General features: G+C 50.7%; 16 protein-coding genes. 8 read left to right on the top strand and 8 right to left on the bottom strand.

Annotated elements, in window-relative coordinates; translation table 11 throughout:
* Window positions 1-5: 5 nt before the first annotated feature.
* Together QL223_RS11330 and QL223_RS11325 are read right to left on the bottom strand one after the other, a co-directional pair.
* Window positions 6-902 (bottom strand): quinoprotein relay system zinc metallohydrolase 2, encoded by an 897-nt coding sequence (locus QL223_RS11330; protein ID WP_002539487.1) that lies wholly within the window; start codon window positions 900-902, stop codon window positions 6-8.
* Window positions 899-1,399: a rhodanese-like domain-containing protein gene (locus tag QL223_RS11325; RefSeq protein ID WP_239643980.1), complete on the bottom strand. Its 501-nt coding sequence runs from the start codon at window positions 1,397-1,399 to the stop codon at window positions 899-901. Before QL223_RS11325 ends, QL223_RS11330 begins: the two co-directional genes overlap by 4 nt.
* A gap of 196 nt (window positions 1,400-1,595) precedes the next feature.
* Here QL223_RS11325 and QL223_RS11320 point away from each other — a divergent pair, with 196 nt between their 5' ends.
* On the top strand, window positions 1,596-2,531 hold the full coding sequence (locus QL223_RS11320) for a LysR family transcriptional regulator (RefSeq protein WP_002539491.1): 936 nt from the start codon (window positions 1,596-1,598) through the stop codon (window positions 2,529-2,531).
* A 222-nt stretch (window positions 2,532-2,753) separates the two neighbouring features.
* Here QL223_RS11320 and QL223_RS11315 read toward each other — a convergent pair whose 3' ends face one another.
* A complete protein-coding gene (locus QL223_RS11315; RefSeq protein WP_002539493.1) occupies window positions 2,754-3,374 on the bottom strand; it encodes an FKBP-type peptidyl-prolyl cis-trans isomerase in 621 nt (206 codons plus the stop codon).
* 243 nt (window positions 3,375-3,617) lie between these two features.
* On the opposite strand from QL223_RS11315, the gene QL223_RS11310 reads away from it, so the two are divergent.
* Window positions 3,618-4,241 carry a LysM-like peptidoglycan-binding domain-containing protein gene (locus tag QL223_RS11310; RefSeq protein WP_281544788.1) on the top strand — a complete coding sequence of 208 codons (624 nt, stop codon included), beginning with the start codon at window positions 3,618-3,620 and terminating at the stop codon, window positions 4,239-4,241.
* A gap of 60 nt (window positions 4,242-4,301) precedes the next feature.
* On the opposite strand, the gene QL223_RS11305 is transcribed toward QL223_RS11310, so the two are convergent.
* Together QL223_RS11305 and QL223_RS11300 are read right to left on the bottom strand one after the other, a co-directional pair.
* Window positions 4,302-4,754: a GNAT family N-acetyltransferase gene (locus tag QL223_RS11305; protein ID WP_281544787.1), complete on the bottom strand. Its 453-nt coding sequence runs from the start codon at window positions 4,752-4,754 to the stop codon at window positions 4,302-4,304.
* 166 nt (window positions 4,755-4,920) lie between these two features.
* Window positions 4,921-6,873 carry a bifunctional 2',3'-cyclic-nucleotide 2'-phosphodiesterase/3'-nucleotidase gene (locus QL223_RS11300; RefSeq protein WP_281544786.1) on the bottom strand — a complete coding sequence of 651 codons (1,953 nt, stop codon included), beginning with the start codon at window positions 6,871-6,873 and terminating at the stop codon, window positions 4,921-4,923.
* 271 nt (window positions 6,874-7,144) lie between these two features.
* Here QL223_RS11300 and cysG point away from each other — a divergent pair, with 271 nt between their 5' ends.
* The 5 genes from cysG to cysC are packed head-to-tail and all read left to right on the top strand — an operon-like array spanning window position 7,145 to window position 13,338.
* Window positions 7,145-8,566 (top strand): siroheme synthase CysG, encoded by a 1,422-nt coding sequence (gene cysG / locus QL223_RS11295; protein ID WP_281544785.1) that lies wholly within the window; start codon window positions 7,145-7,147, stop codon window positions 8,564-8,566.
* 14 nt (window positions 8,567-8,580) lie between these two features.
* Complete coding sequence (gene cysD, locus QL223_RS11290; protein ID WP_002536513.1) at window positions 8,581-9,489, top strand: sulfate adenylyltransferase subunit CysD; 909 nt, start codon at window positions 8,581-8,583, stop codon at window positions 9,487-9,489.
* A 10-nt stretch (window positions 9,490-9,499) separates the two neighbouring features.
* On the top strand, window positions 9,500-10,933 hold the full coding sequence (cysN, locus tag QL223_RS11285) for a sulfate adenylyltransferase subunit CysN (RefSeq protein ID WP_002536512.1): 1,434 nt from the start codon (window positions 9,500-9,502) through the stop codon (window positions 10,931-10,933).
* A gap of 5 nt (window positions 10,934-10,938) precedes the next feature.
* Window positions 10,939-12,666 carry an SLC13 family permease gene (locus QL223_RS11280; protein WP_281544784.1) on the top strand — a complete coding sequence of 576 codons (1,728 nt, stop codon included), beginning with the start codon at window positions 10,939-10,941 and terminating at the stop codon, window positions 12,664-12,666.
* Window positions 12,667-12,717: 51 nt separating this feature from the next.
* On the top strand, window positions 12,718-13,338 hold the full coding sequence (gene cysC, locus QL223_RS11275; protein WP_002536509.1) for an adenylyl-sulfate kinase: 621 nt from the start codon (window positions 12,718-12,720) through the stop codon (window positions 13,336-13,338).
* A 95-nt stretch (window positions 13,339-13,433) separates the two neighbouring features.
* On the opposite strand, the gene QL223_RS11270 is transcribed toward cysC, so the two are convergent.
* Together QL223_RS11270 and QL223_RS11265 are read right to left on the bottom strand one after the other, a co-directional pair.
* Window positions 13,434-14,351: a TIGR03899 family protein gene (locus QL223_RS11270; RefSeq protein WP_281544783.1), complete on the bottom strand. Its 918-nt coding sequence runs from the start codon at window positions 14,349-14,351 to the stop codon at window positions 13,434-13,436.
* A gap of 293 nt (window positions 14,352-14,644) precedes the next feature.
* Complete coding sequence (locus tag QL223_RS11265) at window positions 14,645-15,199, bottom strand: YtfJ family protein (RefSeq protein ID WP_046303061.1); 555 nt, start codon at window positions 15,197-15,199, stop codon at window positions 14,645-14,647.
* A 383-nt stretch (window positions 15,200-15,582) separates the two neighbouring features.
* Here QL223_RS11265 and QL223_RS11260 point away from each other — a divergent pair, with 383 nt between their 5' ends.
* Window positions 15,583-15,789, top strand: coding sequence for a DUF1107 domain-containing protein (locus tag QL223_RS11260; RefSeq protein WP_002536503.1), 207 nt, complete (start codon window positions 15,583-15,585; stop codon window positions 15,787-15,789).
* Between the two features lie 60 nt (window positions 15,790-15,849).
* On the opposite strand, the gene msrA is transcribed toward QL223_RS11260, so the two are convergent.
* The gene (msrA, locus tag QL223_RS11255) at window positions 15,850-16,485 is read right to left on the bottom strand and encodes a peptide-methionine (S)-S-oxide reductase MsrA (RefSeq protein ID WP_281544827.1); all 636 of its coding nucleotides are present in this window, start codon (window positions 16,483-16,485) and stop codon (window positions 15,850-15,852) included.
* Between the last annotated feature and the right edge of the window lie 162 nt (window positions 16,486-16,647).

The following is a 16,647-nucleotide window of genomic DNA, read 5'->3' as shown; positions in this document are numbered from 1 at the left end:
TCTCATCATTCCCATTCCAACTCCTTGTAAGCCTGAATCACATTGCGAGGATGAAAGGCTTCGTAAAGCTTCCAGTCCCCCGGAGACGGCATGACGGTGGTGCTGGCAGTGTTGATATCGATGTTGTCGTTGATAGCGGCACGAACAGCTTGTGCCAGAGAAGAGAGATAGCGCGTTTGCTTTTCAAAAGCCTGTTTTGATTTTTGTAGTGGGCCATGCCCTGGGATCACTTGGTTATAAGGCATGGCCTCCAGTTTTTCCGTTTCAGCCAACCACCCAATCAGGTTGCCATCCAGGGTTGGCAGGTGATCGATAAACAGCAGATCGCCAGTGATCAAAGTGCCGGATGAATGATCGAATACTGAGAGATCGTGACGGGTGTGGGCCCGCTCATGGGGCGTGAGCATTAATGTGCGGTTGCCGAGATCAAGCTCTGTGGTTTCATTGATCACCCGCGTTGCCCCAATCGGTGTGGTGCCGGTAAACCATGGATTGGTCAGCCGTTGCAGGTAATAACCGGATTTGGCGTCAAAGTCGCCGGGATAACGGGCATGGGCGACAAACTCGGGCTTTTCATCGACAAAGGCAATGTTGCCGAAGTGATGATCGGGATGGACATGCGTATTGATCACAAAGCCGACAGGCAAATCGGTTTGCTGTCTAATGGCGCGAAGCACCGCACTGCCCGCCCGCTTGCTGCCGCCGGTATCAATCACTGCAACGGCTTCTTCTCCGACAATAAAGGTGATGTTGGCGACCGGATCGCTATCGACAGTAAATAGATCGGCAAGTTTGCCCTGATGCATGAAAACACCCGGTGCGACTTCACTAAACGCAAGTTCCAGCGATGCTTGCACGGAGAATGGAAGCATCATAAAAAGAATGACCAGCAGACGATTCATGGTCTTACCGGATACTGCGTTTCGAGCGCATAACCCGCCTCTTTCCAGCCTTTCACACCCGCTCGGTACCAATAGACTTCTTTAGCTCCCAGCTCAATCGCCCGTTTTCCGGCATTCCACGAATGCCAGCAATTGGGCTCGCAAAACACCACTACGGGGGCGTCATTAGGCAGTTGGCTTTTCAGCAGTTGGATAAGGGAGTCCGGTGCAATGCCGTGACCGACGTTGGCAAGCCACAGGGCATTCGGCAAGGTCTCGCGCGAAGGCTCTATCCAAAGCGTATCGGGCGAAAGGTTGTCGGGTTTGTTCGGCGCAGGGTAGACATCAATCAGTACAGGATGTCGCGTTTTGATAAAGGCAACCAGCTGTTCGGCAGACTCGATAACCTGACCGCCGGTTAATGCTGCAGGAACAGCCGACCGATAATTCTCTTTACGGTAATCACTGGGTTCCGGAACTGTTTCAGCACTGACGCTAGTGGCTTGCAATATATACAATATCGCGCATATGAAACTGATTCCCTTGGTTTTTTTAAGGATACTCATACTACTTTATTCTGATAATACTCATACCTTAGTAGGAGGCGGGCAGAGCACTACACATTATGGGTTAACATTAGGATAACAATCAGACCGTCAAGGGGCGGGTTTTATTGTTGCAGCCATCAATAAACTTCTTTTCAGTGGGGCAAAGATGAACCGTTGGAGTGGTGTTGAAGAATTTGTTGAAGTTGTCAACAGTGGCAGTTTTACCGCCGCCGCACGCAAGCTGGGCGTGTCGACTTCCCATGTCAGTCGTCGTATCGATGCACTGGAATGTCGCCTGAGCACCCGTTTGCTTTACCGTACAACACGACAAATCACGCTGACTGAAGTCGGCAAAATGTACTTTGAGCAATGTAACGATCTCATTGAGAAATTCGCTGAGGTGGAAGCATTGGTCACCCAAATGCAGACCGAACCGGTCGGCACATTGAAGATCACGGCACCGTCGGTGTTTGGTGAGAAGTTCATTGCGCCGCTCGCGAACGATTTCATTGAGGTGCACCCTAAGCTCAGTGTGGAGTTCCATTTCACCAATGACGTGGTGGATTTGGTGCATGACGGCTATGATCTGGCGATTCGCACCGGGGATCTGAAAGACAGTACCCTGATGGCGAAAAAGCTCGCGCCGCGAAAACTTTTCGTTTGCGCTTCGCCTGCCTACCTCAAGGAGTTCGGTGCACCTGCCAATTTAGAAGATCTGCAGAATCACAATTGCCTGGTCGGGCTGGTAGATATCTGGACGTTTCAGGATGGTGGCAATGCGGTCAACATCAAGCCGCATGGACGCTGGCATGGAAACAGTGGCAGTGCTGTGTTGGACGCGACACTTCGTGGGTTGGGGTTGGCCCAGTTGCCGGATTACTACGTGAACCAGAAAATTCTGAGTGGTGAGCTGGTGGAAGTGTTGTCGGACTACCAAGCACCGGATTCTGCAGTCTGGGCTGTGTATCCGTTTAACCGCAACCTGTCAGCCAAAGTTAGGCTGTTTGTGGACTTCCTTTCCGATCACTTCCAGCACCACTTGCCCTGGATGGCAGAAGAGCATCCAGACAATGACGATGAGCATCGTGAAGCCGCGGGATAATACCAATCACAGTAGGTAGCTGATCAGAAATAGCGCAGGAAAAATGCTCGAGAATAAGGCGGAAAATTTCGATAAGTAGTTATTCTACAATCAAATTTTTCAACGCAGTTATCGAGCTTTTTAACAAGCTAGGATGAGCAGATATTGACTACGATTGGTATAATGCTGCATAACAGGCACAAAAAAAGCCAGCAGGAATGCTGGCTTTCTTTTTCGCAAAACTTACAGGATATCCAGCAGTTCTACTTCGAATACCAGTGCTGCGAAAGGAGGGATTGCTGCACCCGCACCGCGCTCGCCGTATGCCAGATCTTGTGGAATGTACAGTTTCCACTTAGAACCAACAGGCATCATTTGCAGAGCTTCAACCCAACCTTTGATCACGCCGGTCACTGGGAATTCTGCTGGCTGGCCGCGCTCTACAGAGCTGTCGAACTTGGTGCCGTCAGTCAGGGTACCGTGGTAGTGAACACGTACTTGCTTGTCAGAAGTCGGGATTTCGCCGTTACCTTCAACCAGTACTTCGTACTGCAGGCCAGACTCGGTCACGGTCACTTCGTCACGCTTTGCGTTCTCAGCCAGGAAAGCTTCGCCTTCCGCTGCTGCTTCTTTTGCTGCTGCTTGGCGAACTTCTTCTGCTTGGGTGTGTAGTTCACGCAGTGCGTTGTTGATCTCGTCGATCTCAATCTCAGGCATGTTACCCGCCAGAGCGGTTGCGATACCTTTCGCGATTGCATCTACGTTCAGACCTTCCAGACCAGAACCTGCCAGTTGCTGACCCATTTGCAGACCGATGCCGTAGCTAGCTTTCTGCTCTACGGTTTCCAGTTTTACATCAGACATGTCGTCTCTCTTTATTTGCGGGTTTAAAGTGGGCAAGGATAACAGTTTCAAGCTATCCGGGACAAATCGGTTTACAGTCGCAAGGTTGTAATTCAGACGGAATTCTTTGAAAGTACAAATGTCAGACAATTGTTCAGGTTAAGCCGACTGGCTGACATTTTGCTGATATTGCAGATCTAGTATTCAGAGTTATTGGATTGACTGAGATACTGGAACTACCCCATGAGGAAATTGGGAGAGGTAATGACCTTGAAAGGAAAGCGCGAAAAAGGAACAGCATCCGCCACGCCGCCTCTGGGCGAGGTAGTGAAAAACGCGTTGGAAAAAGTGAAGGCTGCGCTGAGTCCTTTGGTTGAGCGTATTCAACCTCACTGGCAATCTCTGCCGAAATTACACCGCACGGCGATTTCAGTGTTGGGCGCGTTGTTGGTGGTGCTTTTGCTTTGGCCATCAAGCGATGACACAGCCCCTGAAACGAATACAGCCGGAGAGCGTGTGCCAGTGCCACTTGCGGTTGGGCAGCAGGAAGCCAGCAACGATGAAGGCTTTGATGCCGACGGTGAGCAAGTCATCTCCACGCAGACAGTGGGCGCGCAAACCGTGAATACGGACTGGGTGAACTACGAGGTGAAAGGCGGTGATACGCTGTCTAACATCTTCCGTGCACAGGACTTGCCGCTGCCAGACCTTTACGCCATCTCAGCGATTGAGGGTAACGATAAGCCTCTAAGCCGAATCCAGCCGGGCCAGTTGCTTCGCTTTAAGCGTAATGACCAAGGCACCTTGGACATGCTGCAGATTGAAACCTCGGGTGCATCAGTGATTTTCTTCAGGCTGTCAGATGGCAGCTTTGCCCGCCGCAAGTAATTGCTTAAAACAGAAGAGGGCTGCCATTGGGCAGCCTTTTTTATGTCTGTTTACCGTCTATCAGGCTGCGACGCGGCGCATGTCGATGTGCGGAATCCCATCTTCCAAATACTGATCTGATATTTCTTCAAAGCCGTGGCGACGATAGAACTCCCGCAGGTGATATTGAGCACCGATGGTGATCGGCGCTTTTGGCCACACGTCATGCGCCTGAATGATGGCTTGTTTGACCAGCTCACTGCCACAGCCGTTTCCGCGTTCGGTATTGGCGGTCACAATGCGTCCGATACTCATTTCCGGATAGGTGAGGCCGGCTGGCAGAATGCGGGCGTAGGCTGTCATTTTGTCATCACGGTAACCCAGTAAATGTCGGGTTTCGGGATGGGTGTCATGGCCGTCCAGCTCCGGATATGGACAGTTTTGTTCTACGACGAACACGTCGGTGCGCAACCTCAATAGGTCATAGAGTTGCCGGGTCGACAACTGACCAAAGGTCAGGGTTATCCATTGCATTATTGTTATTCCTGATTTTTAAAAATCTCTTGGGCTACTTTTTTCATAGCCCATTTCCCTTTGGGTAGCCGGATAACTTATAAAAAAACCGCGATCAAAGCCGCGGTTTTTCTGTATCAATTTTGGAGATTTTCAATAATTAAACATTGGGTTAACCAATTATTAATCATTTTTTCAGGTCAATGCGATATTGCGCGAAGCCCACATCATCTGTGCCCACTTTCTCCATTGGGTACTGACCCTTTGCCTTCACAAAATCAGCGGCTTTGTCACTTGGTGAGGTTTCAAACACCACGTTCAGATTAGCGTCGGTTTCGATTGGGGCAAACGACCAGTTATTGTCAGCCGTTGGGGTTACCACACCTTTCTCTTTGGTCACTGCACTGATGTAGTTGGCGACCACGGTACGGTTTTCATCCGGTGAGGCGAAGGCTATGAAGTCATTACCTGTGCCTGGGAATTTACCCAGGTATGCACGGTAGTTATTAGTCGCAATCAAAAATGGCTGTGCCATATCAACGGGCTTACCGTTGAAGGTCAGGTTCTGGATACGCTCTGCATCCGCGTTGACCAGATTGCAGTCACCGTCATAACGCGCTGGTTGGGTGATATCGACTTGGTAGTTCACGCCATCAATCACATCGAAGTTGTAGGTTCGGAAGCCATCCCAGTTAATCAAGGATTGCTGGGCGCTGGATTGAGGGTCAATTTGGTTAAACTGACCCGCGCTGCACTCCAGCCACTCTTTCACTTCTTTACCGGTCACTTTCAGTGTCACCAGCGTGTTTGGATAGAGGTAGAGATCCGCTGCATTTCGGAACGTCAGCTCGCCCGCTTCCACTTCGGTGAAGTTCGCTGGGTCATTCTTACGGCCACCGGCTTTGAACGGTGCCGCGGCTGACAGTACAGGAATGCCGTCCAGATCCGGGTCACCCTGAATGAAGCGTTCGACGTAATCTTTCTGTGCCAGGTTAACAATCTGTACCGTTGGGTCGTCCTGCACCAGCGAGAGGAAGCTGTACATCACGTCATTCGCTTTACCGATAGGCTGGTTGACGAAATCGCGGGTGCCTTTGTGGTCATGCTCTAACACTTTACGCATTTCAACGTCAGCGTCAGCCAGTGATTTGCCGTCAAAGATAGGGCGTGATTCGCTTTGTACCGGCGTGACAACCCATTCATCGCCTTGCTTGTCGAGTTGCAGATCCATGATACCGACATGGCTACCCCAACGACCCGGCATTACAGCCGCTACGCCTTTGATGGTGCCTTTTTGGTTATCGACGCCTTTAATGTTGTCAAAGCCTTTGCCTGGGAACACAGCGTGGGAGTGGCCGAAGGCGATGGCATCAATACCGTCAACGTCGGCAAGGTAGTACACCGAGTTTTCCGCCATGGCTTTATATTCGTCTTGCGACAGGCCTGAGTGCGGCACAGCCACAATCACATCTGCGCCTTTGGCTTTCATCTCAGGTACCAGCTTTTCCGCGCTGGCTTTGATGTCTTCAGCAATCACCTTGCCTTCAAGGTTCTTTTTGTCCCAAACCATGATTTGCGGCGGTACAAAACCGATATAACCGACTTTCACCAGATGAGCGTTGCCGTCGATGTCTTTGAAGGTGTGCTCTTTGATGATGTAAGGATTGAAGTAGTGCTTACCGGTGTTGGCATCAATCACGTTGGCGGAGATATACGGGAATTTCGCGCCTTCCAGCGAGCGGTCGAGGAAGTCGAGGCCGTAGTTGAATTCGTGGTTACCGATGTTACCCACATCGTAGTCCAGCAGGTTCATTGCCTTATAGACGGGGTGAACTTCGCCTTTCTCAATGCCTTTGGCCGCCATGTAGTCACCCATCGGGCTGCCCTGAATTAGGTCACCATTATCGACCAATACGCTGTTTTCGACCTCTTCTTGTGCAGCCTTCACGAGCGTTGCAGTGCGCACCAGGCCGATTTTTTCACTCGGCTTGTCCTTGTAGTAGTCGTAATCCATCACATTGGTGTGGATGTCGGTAGTCTCGATGATGCGCAGTTTAATGGTGTCCGCCATTGCTGGGCCTGCCATGGTAAGCATACCGGTGAGTACAGCGATGGAAAGCGGACGGGCTGAAAGAGTCATGATTATCTCCCAAGGACAGAAATGTGCCTGTATTTTGCATATCGACGACTAGGAATAGTTACATTTCATCTCTAACTGTGATCTATGACTTGATTAAGTGATATGTAATCGAATGCAGTGCTGGCGCGGCTTCGCGGCGGTTGGAGAAAATTTCGTCGCTATGAGAGTGAAGGTCTAATAGCCATAACGTTATAAAAAATGAATTTTTAGAATTTCAAGTAATAACATCAACTCTCTATAGTGGCCTCAATGGATTGAAAGGGCTGACACTATGGATTACTTGCCAATTTTCGCAAAGCTTGAAGGACGCGCTTGTCTGGTCGTCGGCGGCGGTGAAGTCGCATGGCGCAAAACGCGCATGCTGATGAAAGCCGGGGCGTCTGTCACTGTCGTGGCGCCTGAAGCGGATCATGACGTTATTGAAGCGGCTGAAAATGGCGAGCTGGTGTGGCTAAAAGAAGGCTTTAAACCGGAGCACCTAGATAACGTGTTTCTGGTGATTGCCGCCACTGATAACCCGCTGGTGAATGAGCTGGTTTCTAAAGCTGCCGATAAGCGTCGTGTGTTGGCAAACGTGGTGGATGACACCCCGAAGTGCAGCTTTATCGTTCCCTCTATTGTTGATCGCAGCCCGATCGTGATTGCGATTTCTTCTGCCGGTAAATCTCCGGTTTTAGCCAGACTCATCCGAGAGAAGCTCGAAACCCTGATCCCGTCGCACGTTGGCCGCATGGCAAAACTGGCTGGCGATTTCCGCGACACCTTAAAACAGAAAATCTCGACCCTGAATGGTCGCCGCAAGTTCTGGGAAATGGCGTTTGATGGCCGCTTTTCCTCACTGGTTGCTTCAGGTGATGAAGAGGGTGCCAAAGCAGAGCTCGAGCGACTGACTGACGGCGTTTCTTTGCAAGGTGAAGTGGCGCTGATTGGTGCTGGCCCGGGCGACCCAGGTCTTCTGACACTGCGTGCGCTGCAACTGATGCAGCAAGCCGACGTGGTGCTTTATGACTATCTGGTCTCTGACGAAATCATGGAACTTTGTCGCCGTGATGCCGAGCTGATTTGTGTTGGTAAGCGCGCGAGCTATCACAGCGTATCGCAGGAAGAAACCAACGCCATGTTGGTGAAGTATGCGCAGAAAGGCCATCGCGTAGTGCGTCTGAAAGGCGGCGACCCATTCATGTTTGGCCGTGGTGGCGAAGAGCTACAAGTGCTGCAGGAAGCAGGCGTACCGTTTCAGGTGGTACCGGGTATTACTGCCGCAGCAGGTGCAACCGCGTATGCCGGTATTCCGCTGACACACCGCGATTATGCGCAAACGGCGATGTTCATTACCGGACACCTCAAAAAAGAAGACGACAGTTTCCGCTGGGCGACACTCGCGCGTGGTCGCCAGACGCTGGTGATATACATGGGTCTGATGAAAAGCGCCCATATTCAGCAGCAATTAATTCAGCATGGACGTGACCCGGAGACCCCGGTCGCAATCATAGAAAACGGCACGCGTACCAATCAAAAAATCTATAAAGGCAAACTCAACGAGCTGGAGTCGCTGGCGGAAGGTGTAGGTTCTCCTGCATTGATCGTCGTCGGCGAAGTGGTGCAGCTCGCAGACCAGTTGAACTGGTACGGAAAGCAATCATTCGAAGCGGTAGGTGATGTTCGTGCACCGTCCGTGGTTAATTTAGGCTAAGGAAACAACATAGAATGGAAGCCAAAACTCTTACCCACCTCAAACAGCTTGAGGCAGAAAGTATCCACATCATTCGTGAAGTGGCGGCGGAATTCGATAACCCGGTGATGATGTACTCCATCGGTAAAGACAGTTCCGTGATGCTTCACCTGGCTCGTAAAGCCTTCTATCCGGGCAAGATCCCTTTCCCTCTTCTGCACGTCGACACTGACTGGAAGTTCAAGGAAATGATCAAGTTCCGCGATGAAACGGCGAAGAAATATGGCTTCGAACTTCTGGTACACAAAAACCCAGAAGGTCTGGCAGCGGGCATCAATCCGTTTGACCATGGTTCTTCCAAGCACACCGACATCATGAAAACCCAGGGTTTGAAGCAGGCGCTGAACAAATACGGTTTTGATGCAGCATTCGGCGGTGCGCGTCGTGACGAAGAGAAAAGCCGCGCGAAAGAGCGTGTTTACAGCTTCCGCGACAAGAACCACGTCTGGGATCCAAAGAACCAACGTCCTGAGCTGTGGCACACCTACAACGGTCAAGTGAACAAAGGCGAAAGCATCCGCGTATTCCCGCTGTCGAACTGGACCGAGCTGGATATCTGGCAATACATCTACCTCGAAGGCATCGATATCGTGCCGCTGTACCTGTCTGACGTGCGCCCAGTGGTTGAGCGTGACGGCATGCTGATCATGGTTGATGACGACCGTATGAAGCTGCAGGAAGGCGAGGAAATTGAACACAAGAGCGTCCGTTTCCGCACCCTGGGTTGTTACCCACTGACCGGTGCTGTGGAGTCGGAAGCCAACACCCTGACAGGGATTATTGAAGAGATGCTGGTGGCGACGTCGAGTGAGCGTCAGGGACGTGCGATCGACCACGATCAGTCCGCCTCCATGGAATTGAAGAAACGTCAGGGATACTTCTAAGGGATTAAACATGAATAGTGCTATTGAACAACAAGTGGCCGAGCTGGGTATCGAGGCCTATCTGGACCAACATCAGAACAAATCCCTGCTGCGTTTTCTGACTTGTGGCTCGGTGGATGACGGCAAAAGTACGCTGATCGGCCGCCTGCTGCATGACTCTAAGCAAATTTATGAAGATCAGCTGGCAGCGATCCACGCAGACAGCCAGAAAGTGGGCACCACAGGTGAAAAACCGGATCTGGCGCTGTTGGTAGATGGTCTGGCCGCTGAACGCGAGCAGGGCATCACCATCGACGTGGCATATCGCTACTTCTCGACCAAAAAACGTAAGTTCATTATCGCGGATACCCCGGGACATGAGCAGTACACCCGTAACATGGCGACCGGTGCGTCGACCTGTGATCTGGCGGTGATCCTGATTGATGCACGTAAAGGCGTATTGGATCAAACCCGTCGTCACTCGTTTATCGCGAGCTCACTGGGCATCCGCCACTTTGTGGTTGCGGTGAACAAAATGGATCTGGTGGATTTCGATCAGGCACGTTTTGAAAGCATCCGTGATGATTACCTGGCGTTTGCTGAAAAGCTGAATGCGGACATCGACATCAAGCTGGTGCCACTGTCAGCGCTAGAAGGCGACAACGTGGTAGACCGCAGCCCAAGCACTCCTTGGTATGACGGCGATACCCTGCTGACCTTGCTGGAAGATGTAAACGTGACTGCGGAGAAAGATAACGGTGCATTCCGTTTCCCAGTGCAGTACGTGAACCGTCCAAACCTCGACTTCCGTGGTTTCTCCGGCACCATCTCTGGTGGTGAAGTGCGCCCAGGAGATGAAATCAAAGTGCTGCCATCGGGTAAAACCTCGACAGTTGCGCGTATCGTGACTTTTGATGGCGATCTTGATTACGCACACGCAGGTCAGGCCGTGACTATTACTCTGACTGATGAAATCGACATCAGCCGCGGTGATTTGATTGTACCTGCTGCTGACACCCAGCAAGCGACCAACAAACTGGCTGCGCGCATTGTTTGGATGGCTGAGCAACCGCTGGAAGTGGGCCGTCAGTATGACGTCAAAGTCGCGGGCAAGAAAACTGTTGGTGCCGTGAGTAAAATCCGCCATCAGGTGGACATCAACTCGCTGGAAACGTTCGACACTGAAAGCCTGCCACTAAACGGCATTGCTGAGTGTGAGGTTGAACTGACCGAATCTGTGCCGCTCGACGTTTACACCGATTGCGCCGACACCGGTGGTTTCATCCTGATTGATCGCCTGACCAACGTGACCGTGGGCGCAGGTATGATCAGCGAGCTGCTCGAAGACAGCGTTGCACAAACTTCAGGTACTGATATCTCTGCGTTTGAGGTAGAACTCAACGCGCTGATCCGCAAGCACTTCCCACACTGGAATGCACGCGACATCAGTAAGCTTCTGGGGTAATTCCAATGAGCTGGGATCAGTCTCTGGTATTGGGATTGCTGCTGGCGATTGTGGCAGGTTTGGTGTTTACCAAAATCAAACCTGCCGTACTCTTCGCAGGCGCAGCTTTCGTTGCATTTCAATCCGGACTGGTATCGGTGGAAGCGATGGCAGGGAACTTCACCAACAGTTCCCTGTTAACGCTGGTACTCCTCATTCTTGCCTCTGCGGCACTGGAAAAAACACGTTTGGTCAGTTGGGTCAGCGGGCAACTTGCCAGCGGCCGTTTAGGAACTGTCGTTGCTAAGTTAGGTGTCTCGACCGCGTTTCTAAGCTCGTTTACCAACAACACCGCTGTGGTGGTTTCCCTGATTGGTGCGGTGAAGCGTAACCGCCGTCATGCGCCTTCACGACTGCTGATTCCTCTTTCTTACGCAGCCATTCTTGGCGGCACTCTGACCCTGATAGGCACCTCGACAAACCTGATCATCAACAGCTTTGTTGAAAGCGCGGGTTTGCCTGCCTTGAGCTTCTTTGCGCCCTCAACCATTGGCCTTGCTGTGTTGGCAGGTGGCCTTCTGGTGTTGATCCCGTTTTGTTATCTCCTCCCTAACTATGACGACGACAGTGATGACGATTTGCCATACGTACTGGAAGCAGAAGTCAAAAGGGGCTCGCCGCTAGCGGGTAAAACCGTGTCTGAAAATGGGCTGCGTGCGCTTCGCCGTTTGTATCTGGCGGAAATCGTACGCGATGGTGAACTTATCGCGCCGGTTTGCCCGGATACCGTGATGCGTGAAGGCGATAAGCTGCAGTTTTGTGGTGATGTGGAAAGTGTGGCGACCTTGCAGGAAATCGAAGGTTTGGCGCTGTTTGGTCAGCACCACATTAACGGGCAGAACCTGCTTGAGGTGGTGGTGAGCCACAGTGCATCGATTCTGGGTAAGACACTGAAAGAGGCCAAATTCCGTGAAAACTTTGATGCGGTTGTGGTCGCTATTCGTCGCGGTCATGAAAAGCTCGAAGGCGGTTTAGGCAATATTACCCTGCTTGCCGGCGACACTTTGGTGATTGTCCCTGGTAAAGGATTTGCGAAAGAGCAACAACGCATGCAGCGCGAATTCGTGCTGGTGAATGGTTTGGACTCCAGCGCGCGCCTCGATAGCAAAATGAGCACTTGGGTACTGGCAGGTTTTGCTGCAGTAATTGGTTCCGCTTTAATGGAGTGGATGCCACTGCTGAATGGTTTGGCTGCCTATCTGACAGTGCTGTTGCTGACAGGTGTGGTGAATCTGGTGGAGCTGAAACGCCGCTTCCCAGTTGAGATCGTGGTGATTGTCGGTAGTGCGCTAAGTCTTGCGCAGTTGATGATCCAATCTGGGCTTTCTGAGCAAATGGGCGAGCTGTTTATCTACTGGTTTAACGGCTGGGGCGTTTATGGCGCGCTGATTGCAACCTATTTGCTAACGCTGGTGTTAACGGAGCTTGTGACCAACAATGCCGCAGCGGCACTGTCATTTCCGATCGGATATAGCCTCGCTCTCGGATATGGCGTAGATCCAATGCCGTTTATTATGGCAGTCTTGTTTGGTGCCAGTGCGAGCTTTATTTCGCCATATGGTTACCAGACTAACCTTCTGGTCTACAGTGTGGGTAATTATCAGTTAACGGATTACCTGCGGATTGGATTGCCGTTGTCGTTGGTGTACTCCGCATTGGTGTTGGGTCTTATCCCTCTGTTTTTTCCATTTTAATCACCTCAAAGGCCAATAGAGCCTGAGATGAGGTCAACAAAGGATTGAGTTATGAGTGCAGCGGATACGCCGCATCCGGATGAAAACGTCGTTTGGCATAAACACGTTATCGACAAACAATACCGCGCAGAACAGAAAAAACAGCGTCCGGCGCTGCTTTGGTTTACTGGCCTTTCAGGCTCTGGCAAATCCACCGTAGCTGGCGCGCTGGAAAGCAAACTGGCACAGATGGGTTACCACACCTACCTGCTTGATGGTGACAACGTGCGTCACGGTCTTTGCCGTGATCTGGGCTTTTCTGACCACGATCGCCGCGAGAACATTCGCCGCGTGGGTGAAGTTGCGAAACTGATGACAGATGCGGGTTTGATTGTCTTCTCCGCATTTATCTCTCCGTTCCGCGAAGAACGCCAATTAGTACGTGAACTTCTGCCTGAAGGTGAGTTCTTGGAAGTCTTTGTCGATACGCCTTTGGAAGTGTGTGAATCACGCGACCCGAAAGGCCTCTACAAAAAAGCCCGTGCGGGTGAGATTAAAGCCTTTACCGGTATCAGCTCTGCCTATGAAGCGCCGGAAGCACCGGAAGTGCATCTTCATACTGACGAGCATTCTGTTGAAGCTTTGGTGGATCAGTGCATTGCATCATTGCGTCAGGCAGGCATTATCGGCTGACTTTGATAGTTGCTGAAAAATGAAAAACGGCTGGGATTTCCCGGCCGTTTTTGTTTTTAGCCTTTCAGTGTTTCATCTCCAAAATGGGGTGGAGATTAGGCTTTCTCGTTGACGGTGGAGCCTACATCGCTCTCTACCACAAATGCTTTCGAAAGCAGCGCTATCAGGGCATCGAGATATTCAGGATGCGCTTTTTGACCCACGAGTTTTGCCAACTCATTACCTGTTGGGCTGAAACGGTAGTAATAAATCCGGATGCCTTTACGCAGCGGTGTCAGCATAAAGGTTTTGTTTTGCCCGATCAGCGGGAAGGAAGCCGGCGGCTCAAGAAGACCGGATTCCAATTCTGTTCTCAATATGAGTCCCAAATCCATCAACAGCATCAGGTCGGTGAATGGCAATTTGAAATTTCCCAGCGCCAAACGCTCGGCAATGTCCGGTTTGAAATAGCGCTTCATGCCATCTTCCGGTTTTCTGAACCCCGTAATCAGTTTGTTGCTACCATCGCTGCCGAAGGTACAGGCCAAAGCGCAAGCACGTTGAAGAGCTTGTGCTTCGCGCTGTGTCATGGTTTCCAGCAATGACAGGGCCTTCAGCGAAGTGCTGCCGGGTTTAATGATTTCCTGTTTCAGGATCCGTGCCCACAGGTTTTGCATGCCATCGCCATAGATGGTTTTTGCCATTTCAAAGAAACGGTACAACCAGTCCGGATCGGGTGAGCTCGCCGTTTCATCGCGACAAAGATCGTTACAGATCTTGATGATTTGCTCGAGGTTCTCTTGCTGCTTTTGTTTGATCTCAAGTTGGCGGAAAGCAGCTCGGGTAGTCAGGGTGTCGTGTTCAATATCGTGCAACTTTGCATCAATGTGGTGAGCTGCAGCAATGGCGGCCAGACGATGCTGACTGGATTTAATGTGGCTATCCTGCTGGCTTTGTGACTTTTCGCCACGCTTCGGGTTCTCTTTTTCGACACGCTCGGCGTCAATCACGACTGGTTTGTTTGGTTCGGCCATGCTGTTCCCGCTTTGAACACGTTAAGGTAATGTTTTCGCGATGGTTTGGCGCAAATCGTGTGCAATCAACTATGTTAAAATTAAATTAAATTTGTTAACATTTATCCATGTCATGGAAGCGAAAGGAGGAATGATTGCTGTGAAGAAGTTCAAGTTGAATTCAGTCAATATCCTGCTTGTCGTGTTTTATATTGCCACGCTGCTCTATCTTTCTCAGTTTATCGGCTAATTTCCGCGAAACATTAAAAAAACCCGCTTTGAGCGGGTTTTTTCATTTCAGGTAGTGAGCAAGATCACTTCATGAGCTTATTCACTAAATCAATCACTTGAGTGATCTCAGCCTCATTCAGAGCGCCTTCTTTAACAAAGCGAACGGTGCCTTCGGCATCTAGCAGCACGATGGCTGAGCTCTCGTCCTGAAGTCTCCATGCGCCAGCAACAGCCCCGTTTTTATCCAACACAATGGATGACCAGCTGAATTCTTTTTTGCTGTCTTCTGCTGAAGATTTCACAAAGCCACCGGTTCCCCAGATAGCATCATCTTGGTTGATGATGGTGGTGGTTTGGTATTGTTCTCTAGGAAAATCAGCCGCTTTGATTGCTTCAATCAAAGGTGCATTCATTTCTTTTGAGCTGCTTCGGCCAGCTATCGCCTGAATGATGCGGACTTTACCTGTGAGATCGGCGCTGTTCCAAGTCTGATAATTGACACTATCGCCATTCAGGGTGAGTTCGCCATGTTTTTCAACGGAGACCGAAGGCAGCGCCTGACCGTTTGAGAGGTTGTGAGCCGAGGCAAAGGTGGAGATGAGAGCAGTCGCCAAGGCCAGAGTTTTAATACGACGCATGAGAGATTGTTTCCTGTTCATTGATATTTAGTTTTTATGCGTAAGCCCACTGAATTTGTTCAGTTTTAAGGCTACGTTAATCAATATAGCCGATACAGGATGTGAGCCCGAATCAATAACTGGCCTTACCACTCAAATTTCGACATTGGATCGCTATCTCTTTGAATCTTTTTTAAGACGCTGTGTCGTATATTTGCCATGTGAGAATTTTTGTCTACGCTTAGTTCGGTGGGGGAAACCTGAGTCCATTGTGTTGTCAAAGTTTTTATGGCCACTGCCCCGAACACTTGGCATTTAGATTGCATTGTACAAATGTCAGCCAATCCTGAACGGAATGGCGTGCAATGCAGGTCTTTTATCATTGGCATGGAAGGAGTTCATCAATGTTACGTATATTTCATCAATACCGTCCTCGTCAGGTTGCCCGCTATGTAAAAGGCTTTTTCCGCGGAAGAGTATACATCGATGGCGTAGGCGCCTTTGAGTTTGACCGAGGCAGGCTATTACCGCCGCACAACAAAGACAAACGCGCGCTGGCGGTGATGACCGAAGTGAACAATGAAATTAAAGCGATGGCAGCGGCTGCCTGATAAGACTTTACGAACATAGAAAAACGCCCGTCGTATGACGGGCGTTTTGCTTTTCAGGGGTTATCTTTCCCACGGTGGCAGACAAACCCCGGTACCACCAATACCACAATAGCCGTTTGGATTTTTCTCCAGGTACTGCTGGTGATAGGTTTCAGCAAAGTAGTACGTGCCTACTGGAGCAATCTCTGTCGTGATTTCAGCTTTACCTTCCGCGTTCAATGCGGCTTGGTACGCATCGCGGCTGGCTATTGCTGCCGCTTTCTGATCGTCATCGAAATAGTAGATAGCCGAACGGTACTGGGTACCCTTGTCATTTCCCTGACGCATACCTTGCGTTGGATCGTGACTCTGCCAAAATTGTGTCAGAATTTCCTCCAGAGAAATGCGCGCAGGATCGAACACCACTTGCACCACTTCGGTGTGGCCGGTCTGTGCACTGCATACGTCTCTATAGGTCGGATTGACGGTGAAGCCGCCGCTGTAGCCGACTGAGGTAGATGTTACGCCATCAAGTTTCCAGAACAGTCGCTCTGCGCCCCAAAAGCAGCCCATGCCCAGGAGAATTTGCGATTGTCCGGCGGGTACCTCTTTACTCAACAGTGAGCCATTGACGGCATGCGGTTCTGACGGAATAATTTCGTCGAGTCGATCTGGCAACGCCTGATCAGCGGTGATGGAGAGTTGCTTGTGGTTGATAAGCATATATCGACTCCTTGTCGTGTCTGGATTGCGCCTGTCTTTCTGTCAGGTATCCACTATGGAACCATACAGGCAGGAAAACACAAGAACGGCGCAATGAGCTTATTCTTTCATTGCTGCTCGAATCGGCTCAAGCTGCACGCGTAAGATGATTCTGCC

The sequence above is a fragment of the Grimontia sp. SpTr1 genome, assembly GCF_947387585.1.
In the GTDB taxonomy this organism is placed as follows: domain Bacteria; phylum Pseudomonadota; class Gammaproteobacteria; order Enterobacterales; family Vibrionaceae; genus Enterovibrio; species Enterovibrio indicus.
This window is presented reverse-complemented; position numbering and strand designations above follow the sequence as displayed.

Excerpts from the sequence above, each read along its gene's own strand:
- QL223_RS11330 (WP_002539487.1), bottom strand. The coding sequence starts at position 902 with ATGAATCGTCTGCTGGTCATTCTTTTTATGATGCTTCCATTCTCCGTG.
- QL223_RS11320 (WP_002539491.1), top strand. The coding sequence starts at position 1,596 with ATGAACCGTTGGAGTGGTGTTGAAGAATTTGTTGAAGTTGTCAACAGT.
- QL223_RS11315 (WP_002539493.1), bottom strand. The coding sequence starts at position 3,374 with ATGTCTGATGTAAAACTGGAAACCGTAGAGCAGAAAGCTAGCTACGGC.
- QL223_RS11310 (WP_281544788.1), top strand. The coding sequence starts at position 3,618 with ATGACCTTGAAAGGAAAGCGCGAAAAAGGAACAGCATCCGCCACGCCG.
- QL223_RS11305 (WP_281544787.1), bottom strand. The coding sequence starts at position 4,754 with ATGCAATGGATAACCCTGACCTTTGGTCAGTTGTCGACCCGGCAACTC.
- QL223_RS11300 (WP_281544786.1), bottom strand. The coding sequence starts at position 6,873 with ATGACTCTTTCAGCCCGTCCGCTTTCCATCGCTGTACTCACCGGTATG.
- cysG (WP_281544785.1), top strand. The coding sequence starts at position 7,145 with ATGGATTACTTGCCAATTTTCGCAAAGCTTGAAGGACGCGCTTGTCTG.
- cysD (WP_002536513.1), top strand. The coding sequence starts at position 8,581 with ATGGAAGCCAAAACTCTTACCCACCTCAAACAGCTTGAGGCAGAAAGT.
- cysN (WP_002536512.1), top strand. The coding sequence starts at position 9,500 with ATGAATAGTGCTATTGAACAACAAGTGGCCGAGCTGGGTATCGAGGCC.
- QL223_RS11280 (WP_281544784.1), top strand. The coding sequence starts at position 10,939 with ATGAGCTGGGATCAGTCTCTGGTATTGGGATTGCTGCTGGCGATTGTG.
- cysC (WP_002536509.1), top strand. The coding sequence starts at position 12,718 with ATGAGTGCAGCGGATACGCCGCATCCGGATGAAAACGTCGTTTGGCAT.
- QL223_RS11270 (WP_281544783.1), bottom strand. The coding sequence starts at position 14,351 with ATGGCCGAACCAAACAAACCAGTCGTGATTGACGCCGAGCGTGTCGAA.
- QL223_RS11265 (WP_046303061.1), bottom strand. The coding sequence starts at position 15,199 with ATGCGTCGTATTAAAACTCTGGCCTTGGCGACTGCTCTCATCTCCACC.
- QL223_RS11260 (WP_002536503.1), top strand. The coding sequence starts at position 15,583 with ATGTTACGTATATTTCATCAATACCGTCCTCGTCAGGTTGCCCGCTAT.